Origin of the sequence: Lawsonibacter hominis, assembly GCF_014287895.1 — a bacterium.
GTDB classification, from domain to species: domain Bacteria; phylum Bacillota; class Clostridia; order Oscillospirales; family Oscillospiraceae; genus Lawsonibacter_A; species Lawsonibacter_A hominis.
The window spans coordinates 20,049-27,596 of the sequence record NZ_JACOPP010000031.1 but is presented as its reverse complement, the minus strand read 5'-3'; the positions used below and the strand labels follow the sequence as shown (position 1 = coordinate 27,596).

Annotated in this window: 5 protein-coding genes; all 5 read right to left on the bottom strand. The window is 50.4% G+C overall.

The genetic code is table 11. The annotated features are described in order from the left end of the window. The coding region (locus H8S57_RS14790) for a type II toxin-antitoxin system PemK/MazF family toxin (RefSeq protein ID WP_186908695.1) at positions 1-117 on the bottom strand (117 nt) is incomplete at its 3' end. 580 nt (positions 118-697) lie between these two features. Next, positions 698-1,207, bottom strand: a complete 510-nt coding sequence (locus H8S57_RS14785; RefSeq protein WP_025543820.1) for an RNA polymerase sigma factor — start codon at positions 1,205-1,207, stop codon at positions 698-700. A 467-nt stretch (positions 1,208-1,674) separates the two neighbouring features. Further along, entirely contained in the window at positions 1,675-2,172 is a 498-nt protein-coding gene (locus tag H8S57_RS14780; RefSeq protein ID WP_025543819.1) for a helix-turn-helix domain-containing protein, read from the bottom strand. Positions 2,173-2,387: 215 nt separating this feature from the next. Continuing rightward, positions 2,388-3,095 carry a hypothetical protein gene (locus tag H8S57_RS14775; protein WP_055180724.1) on the bottom strand — a complete coding sequence of 236 codons (708 nt, stop codon included), beginning with the start codon at positions 3,093-3,095 and terminating at the stop codon, positions 2,388-2,390. 13 nt (positions 3,096-3,108) lie between these two features. Then, a complete protein-coding gene (locus H8S57_RS14770) occupies positions 3,109-7,542 on the bottom strand; it encodes a suppressor of fused domain protein (protein WP_055180722.1) in 4,434 nt (1,477 codons plus the stop codon). Between the last annotated feature and the right edge of the window lie 6 nt (positions 7,543-7,548).

Sequence of the window (7,548 nt, the reverse complement as noted above, 5' to 3'; positions counted from 1 at the left end):
GTGATTCCCCACATCATTTTGGATAACAAGGACAGGGCGGATGCCGCCTTGCTCGGAGCCGACCACCGGGTTCAGGTCTGCATAGAACAGATCGCCACGCCGGATAGCCTTTCGCATAAACTGACCTCCTGAATATTAAGTAAGCCGGAAAACGGGGCAGGCCATAAGACCTGCCCCATTTCCGGCGAAATACAAAATCCGATTTGTTTTCTTGTTATGTGCCATTTGTCCTTGACACCCCGCACATATTGGGAAGTCATCAGTGACCGGCAGCGAACCGGCCCACGGGAATCTCACCCCTCCGAGGATCTCTCCGAGCTGCCCCCATTGCGTGATCCTGCAACCAGATGGTTTCCAAATGTTATGGACTACTCTGATCTTAAGCAGGGCTGTGGCTGGACAGGAGTACCATTATGCCCCTTTCCGGTCATGGCCGCGCCGGGTGCTGCCCGGTTTTTACAGGCTGCCGTTACTCGCTCATACAGGACAGGATTGTATGCAAGACCAATTATGATAATCAGGTGGGATCTGCTCATCATGTCCGTATATCATGGCGCGGCCCCTGAATCGGCTTTAGCTCTTCGAGCTGGAAAGGGGGGATGTTACTGATGAATGAGTATGCGGTTGTCAAGGTACAGGTGAAAGAAGAACACTCGAAAGAATGCCTTTCACCTATCGTCCTGAAACCGCAGGGGTGTCAACCCTGTGCCGCAAAATATTTTTTAAGTTTGGCAATCGCCAGGTTTATGGACTTGGCAACGGCTTGATGGCTTGTCCCTTCCATGCGACCGATCTGCCGGGTAGAGAGTCCCTGAAAAACATGAAGCCGGAATCGCCGTTTCTGAACCTCGGTCAAAGCGCCCACTGTAAAAAGCTGCTCCAGGGCTTTCCAGGCATACTTGCGGTTCTGTATGTCAACAACTCGTTCTTCCCATTCTTCATCCAGAGCGCGAGTGGCACAATGCTCCGTTTCCTCCAAACCGTGGATCGAAACATCCTTGCGGGTCTGGGCGCTCTCTGCCCGATCCTGCTCATAGTAAATTTGATCGGACAGGGCTTTCAGCTCTGCAAAGTCATGTTCCGTTTTGTCAGGATTCTCCTTCAGATAATCCTCCAGTGTGATTTCTATGATTTCGTTATGAAAGCGATAAACGATATTTGGGCTGTTTTTGTTTATCGCATAGTCGCTTTTGCGATAATTTTGCACCTCTGTTACCTCCGATTTGTTTTTTGTGGAAAACAAATCGGAAGTGGTGGTGCTCGACACCAGTGACCAAGTAGTCGAGAACAAATCAAAAAGCGGCCGAATCTGTAACTCAGTACAAATTCGACCGCTCCAAGTCGTTTATTAAAAAGTCCGCAGAAAAAGCATCTTTTGGCAGGTGGAGGCTTTTCGCTTTTAGAACAATACTCCCGGCCACCATACTTCCATATAAAGATGATTTTCTTTGTCTTGTAAGCCGTGTGTCGTGGTGCGTAAAGACAGCGGAACAGCATAATGCGCTTCTTGAGGTATTGCATAGTGCATCAGACTCCTGTCCATACAAACGGACGGCACACCGGCAGCATCACTCCCTTTCTTAATTCAAATATATGTATTTCTACCGACAGGTCAATGCTGCCGAGCCGAAATAAACCTATTCAGTTTAAGATCAACTCTGCATTGTCCGGTCATCAGCGATTATTCTTTTTTATGCGGATAAAGTCAGTAATCAGAAGTATCAAACCGATTATTCCAATCGCAACTATTACATAGCTTTCATGTAAAATTCCATGAAAGCCAAGAAAGCCACTAAATCCGGTTAAATGGACACCGTTTCCGGTCATTCCCGAAATAGGAAAACGAACAGAAAGTCGCCATAATACAAATATAATCAGCGCCGATATTCCAAACAAACTTCCTCCAAGCCACGTTCTCCATGACATTCGCTTGTTTCCTTTCAATGCAGATTCTTGTGGTGGGGTCGGCTCGGTAATATTGTCCTTTAACAAATAGTCAGTAGATACCTTAAAACATTCACTTAATGAGACGATTTTTTCCAGTTCAGGGGATGCCAAGCCGTTCTCCCATTTTGTGATGGCCTGCCTTGATACTCCTATTTTTTCTGCGAGTTTCTCCTGGGACAGTCCCATCTTTTTTCGTTCCCTTTGAATCTTTTCGGGTAACTTCATAGTGAACCTCCTCACTTTCATTCTATTTTTTCTGTGGTAGCCACTCTACCACCCCACCTATGTCAATTCGGCAACCAGTGGTAGCAATAAAAAAATTATGAAATATTGCAGAAAAGCTCACCGAAACGGTGAGCTTTTCTGCGATAATCAATATTGTGGGTAGCTGCCTATTTTGGTTCTTCCCACAGATGCCCACACATTTTCATAGAGAGAATCTATCCTTCGTTTTTCCCAATCGCATCCGCTAATTGACCACTGACGGCATCTATGTAGAGATATACCCCGTCCCGATCACAGTGGTACAGGTTAGAGTAGCTTGTGCTCTCATTCGGGCTGATGGGGTTGGGCTCTACCACTTCAGTGGCCTCCAACAGACCGACTCCTGACTTTGCAGCAGCAGAAAGTGCTTTTTTCAGCACAGCAATCTGTCCATTGCTCCAAAGCCCCTCCAGATCTTCAAGGACTTTTGGGTCCTGCTCCATGTCTTTGAGAAGTTGTATAACTTGATCTGGAGACAGATATACACCGGAGCAATAGTTTTCGATGATTCGGTTCTGCATGGGGTTTGGAAAGGAAACAGGAGTGATTTGTTCCCATGAGGTGAAGTACCGCGCATATTCTGGCTTTTGTTCCACCAGGAACGAAAAGGCACTACCTCTGGTGTAATAATAATCTCGGAAAAAACCTTGGATTACTGCAATATAGAAGCCGTGGCTTTTGTCAAACAGCTCGTTAGATTCCGTTTCAGCCCCAACGCGCAAGGTATTCAGATATTTTTCGGCATAGAAATCCTCCATTCCATGCTGCGCGGCAAGGGCCAGCACTTTTTCCTCCTGTCCCTGCTGTATCCAGGTTAAGGGAGTAAAATACCATTCCCGCATTTCCTCTGGTGAAATCGGGTGAAAACTCACATCGTATCCCACAAAAATCCTCCTTTCAATCCCACCAGAAGTACCAAACAGTGGACTGCCGCAGCACATCGGCCAGAGCGCCCACGGTGGCGTCCTCCGGCCCCTGGTCAATCACATCGGGACAGAAGCCATACAGTTCCACTGCTGCATCCATAGCCTTCTCCTCGGGAACGGGAGCCGGGAGCAGGAACTCCAACTCGTCGTGGCTCATGGCAGCGGGCACCGCCCCATGCTGTTCAAACCAGTATTTCGCAACTGCCATTAACTCTGGCGTGTTAGGACATTCATTCCAGCCACCAAAGGGCAGATAGGCAAAAATCTCCCAAGGATTCTTCACGGGGATTTTAGCCAGAATGAGAGGATAGGTCATATTATTATCGGAATTCCAGTAGCTTGAAAAACGACGGTTATCATATCCGCCCTCCATCTCGCCCAGGATCTCCTCATCCCAGTCCATATCGTCATCCTCGGCTTCTTCCTTGCGCTGCCCAATCATTTCCTCCAGGACTGCCTTACTGTTCTCGACAGGGGCGGAGAGCATTTTCTTCCGGTATTCGGCAACTTTGTCCGGGTCGAAAGCAAAGTCGTCCTCGCCATCGCTGTCCGGGTCAGAATTCATAATCAGGCATTCCCACAGGATTTCGTCATCCGCCTTAATCAGAACCGGCACAAAGCCCTCTTTGACACTTTCCCGTTTGGCATAGTTATATGCCGACATGATGGGGTCATCATCCGTCATTGAGGGGAAATAGGTACATTCACAGTCCAGATATTCCATCATGGCTTCCGCAAGGTCTGAAGGCTCCAGAGTGGCCTCATCGAAACTCTGTCCCTGCCAGTTGGCGAACCGCTTTTCCATGACTTTTGCCATAGCCTGATAATAGTTTTCATCAAATGGGATGAACAGATAGGCTTCATCCTGGAACTTATCGGAATAATATTGCTCTGAACCGAAATACTCCAAAGCATAGTTATCAATGTCACTGGGGAAGTACGGGCTATCCGCCTCGCCGTAGTAATATCCAGCAAAGGCTGCGCCCTCCTTGTTGAACAGCGCCCCAAAGAGCTGTCCTTTCAGCTGGTCCCGGATAAAGCCACGCAGATCGGCGCGGCTCAGATCTGCCATAAACGGCTGCACCTGCTCCCAGTACCGCTCCATAAATTCCGCGCTCATCAGATCATGCTCTATGCACCAGCGCAGATAGATTGCCATGTGGTTGTAGGCATTGATCTCATTCACCGGCAAGCCCTTTTCCTGAATGGATTCCAGGTGCCATGCGGCATCGTCCATATCGCCGGTGAATTCTTCCTCTGCAAGCGTTCCTCTGGTGATGGCATTCTGGCGGGTGGGATTAACCACAAAACTGATGCCTGCCATTTTTTTAAGCAGAGCGTCCGCGTCATGCTCCATCTTATACTCCATCTCATTCCGATAGAGCGGGATCACCTGATAGAAGTTGACCTCCTCGCCGCTCGGCAAAGTGCAGACTTCACCTCCGTTCCAGACAACATCCTGCGGACCTACCAGAAGTGCGGCGCAGAGTTCCGTATCCTCTGCAAACGGCGATTGCTTATCCATTGTGTGGCCAAAGCCCAGCCAGGTATCGTTGGAAATAGGCAGGCGTGCCAACACTTTCAAGAGACCAATCGGCCAGTACCACCGCTCATCCTTCAGGGATTCCTCATCCAGTTTCCAATCCGGTGGCAGAGCGATGGCCAGCTCTGCTCGCTCCAGCTTGTATTCCGCCAGTTCCTCCGGCACATTCATCCGGTGAGCACCCATGCCCATCGTTACCAGTGTGTAATAGTCCCGCTCATCAGAGGGAGGAACAACGCAGATGTCCACATGGATGTCAGGGGAAACCAGCTCATGGAACACATTCTCAAACTCACCAAAGGTGTTTTTGATGTGCTGCTCTATCGCAGACATCTCATCCTCCGAATAAACCTCCGGCTCGCTGTTTTTTCTTGAGGACCAGAAGGCATCCGCCTTCGTGCCGTCCGGGTTCAGGAAAATCTGAAAATACTGATCGTCTCCCGGCTGTTGATAGACAAGACCAATGCGGCGGGTCTGGTCCACAAACACACCTGTTAGAATGCCCTCTGGTTCTCCTTCAGGGGTGTGGGTTAGCCATTCACCGCTGTCCAGCCGTTCCTTGAGCTGCCGCAGCCAGTCGGTTCCCATCTTGGAGAGTCCAGCTTCGTTCATACGGAAGGAAAGCTCCACAAGATGTTCCTTCACCGGGTATTGGAATTCACAGCAGGGGGAATTTTTCTTATAGCTATACCGCTCTGGGTGGAACAGTTCATAAAATTCGGCAAGTCCCGCTTCGTCCACCCGAATGCAGGCTATGGCGCATTGTTTATCATCCGCATTCTCGTCCAGTCCCCGCTGGAGCGTTTGGTCAGCATCGGGATTGATCCAATGATATTCCATCTGTTCCAGGGTGGCTCCGGCTTTGATCTCTTTTTTTAAGGTCAGGAACTCATAATCTCCCGGTTCCAGTTTTAATCCTTGCTTGACGGCATCCAGCGCACCGGATTTATCGCCAAAATGCGCCCGTAGCTTGCCCAGATGGAGCCAGATCCAGGGGTAGTCCGGCTCCTCCAGAGCGCCCCGCTCCGCATATTCCAGTGCTTCTTCCAGCCTGCCGCAATACATCAACGCCACAGAATACCGGTAGTACCAGGTAGCGCAGCCCGTGGCGTTTTTCTCCGAATCCTTCATCCATTCCGCAGCGCGGTAGTAGTGGATGTAATCGTCCAGGTTAAGGCAGGCAAAGGCATACCAGAGGGCAATCTGTAAATCCTGGTGAGCCTGTTTTTCGCTGAATCGTCCTTCTTCTACGCCGCTTTTGATAAAATTCTCCAGCCAGTCGAGCATTTTCCCAAAGTAAGCGGCAGTTCCTTCGTCAAAGGACTCCAGTATTTCAATATCCTCTGTCGAGAGCAGGGAGCCAGTTTCCTCATGAATATCAGGCTCCGGTTCTTTCTCGTCCAGTAGCGGCACACCGCCCACATCCCGCCGAAATGCGTGGAAGTGAGCATAGGGCAGGTCGCTTCCCTCAAAGAATGCCTGTGCCGCTGTTAGTACAGCGGGCAGATCCCAGGCGATAAAATCCAGATACCCACAATACAGACCAGTGGCCCCACCCAGGAAGGTCACGGCTTCCTCTCCTGCATCCCGTAGGATGGCATCCCGCAGGTTATCCCGGAAATCCAGAATAGCTTTCACTCGTTCCTCACCGGTAAAACCGGACAGCGGGTACAGGAGGAATCCAGCGGCAATGCCATCCTTGTGGTACTCATCCACCATATCACTGCGGGCAGTCAGGTAGTCGTTGATGAGCACCGGCAGGCGGCAGCTTCCAGTATAAACATCCAGCCGCCAGTCAGCCTCCGGGTCCTCCACCGGTTCCAGTTCATAGGCAAGATAACTGTTTTCCAAGTAGTCGCTGCCATCCCGCCAGAGAGAAAGCCCCATGCTTTGCAGCAACTCCGGCAGTTCGGAAAGCAGCTTGGCCGGTTCGTCTTTCGGTTGAGCATAAACATCAAACCCAGCAACAAAGGCGATAGCGGAAACTTCTCCGATGGTTTGATCCACCAGCATAGAGAGTGCCCACCAGACCTTGTCTGTGTCCTCTTTCAAGATCGGGGTCAGCTTTTCACAGTAAAGGACCAGACTTACCTGATGATCCTCTGTTTCCTCTGCCCACATCTGCACATCCTCAGCCCGAACTTCAATCTCTCCAGCTCGCAGCTCGAACCCCTCACAGGGCTGGCGGCCTACCCAGATATTCCAATGCTCAAGCACCGATTCTGGGGCCTGCTTCTGGAAGTACACCAACGGGAACAGGCGGGAGCGAAGCCCCTCTGGACTGAGGATCAATTCATGCTTTTCGCCATTGAAGCCCAGCTCGAAGGAAGTATCACGCAGGGCCGTCTTGAGTGCATTCCCGCATTTTTCAACCAGTTCTTCGCCGCGCTGGTGTGTTTCGTCCGTATCTATGATTTGACGCAGTTCTGCCTCAATCTGAGAAAAGGCTGCCCATGCTTCCTGCGTCCTTTCACGGAAGTTCTTTTCAAAGCGGGGCAGGGACAAACGACGGCGGCAATCGTTTATGTACTCCTGAGTATCTTTGTCTCCGGGGCGGGCTTTCAGGGCCTTTTCAAAGTAACGCAGGGCGGGGCCTTCCTCATCCAGACAGTAATAGGCCAAAGCGATTCGATAATTCCAGCAGTGATCTTCGGCAAAATACTCCTCATGGGGAGCCAGAAGTTCCAGCGCCTTTTCAAAAGGCTCCCGTTCTCCTATATGTGCAACGGCAATATATGCCTTGGCCAATTCGCTGTCCAGTTCCGGGGTGCGCTCCTCGGCAGGAATCGCTTCCAGGGTGTCGATTACCTTCTGCGCTTCATCCTGTTCAAACCATTGCTGGCATTGTTTCAATAAATCCATATCATG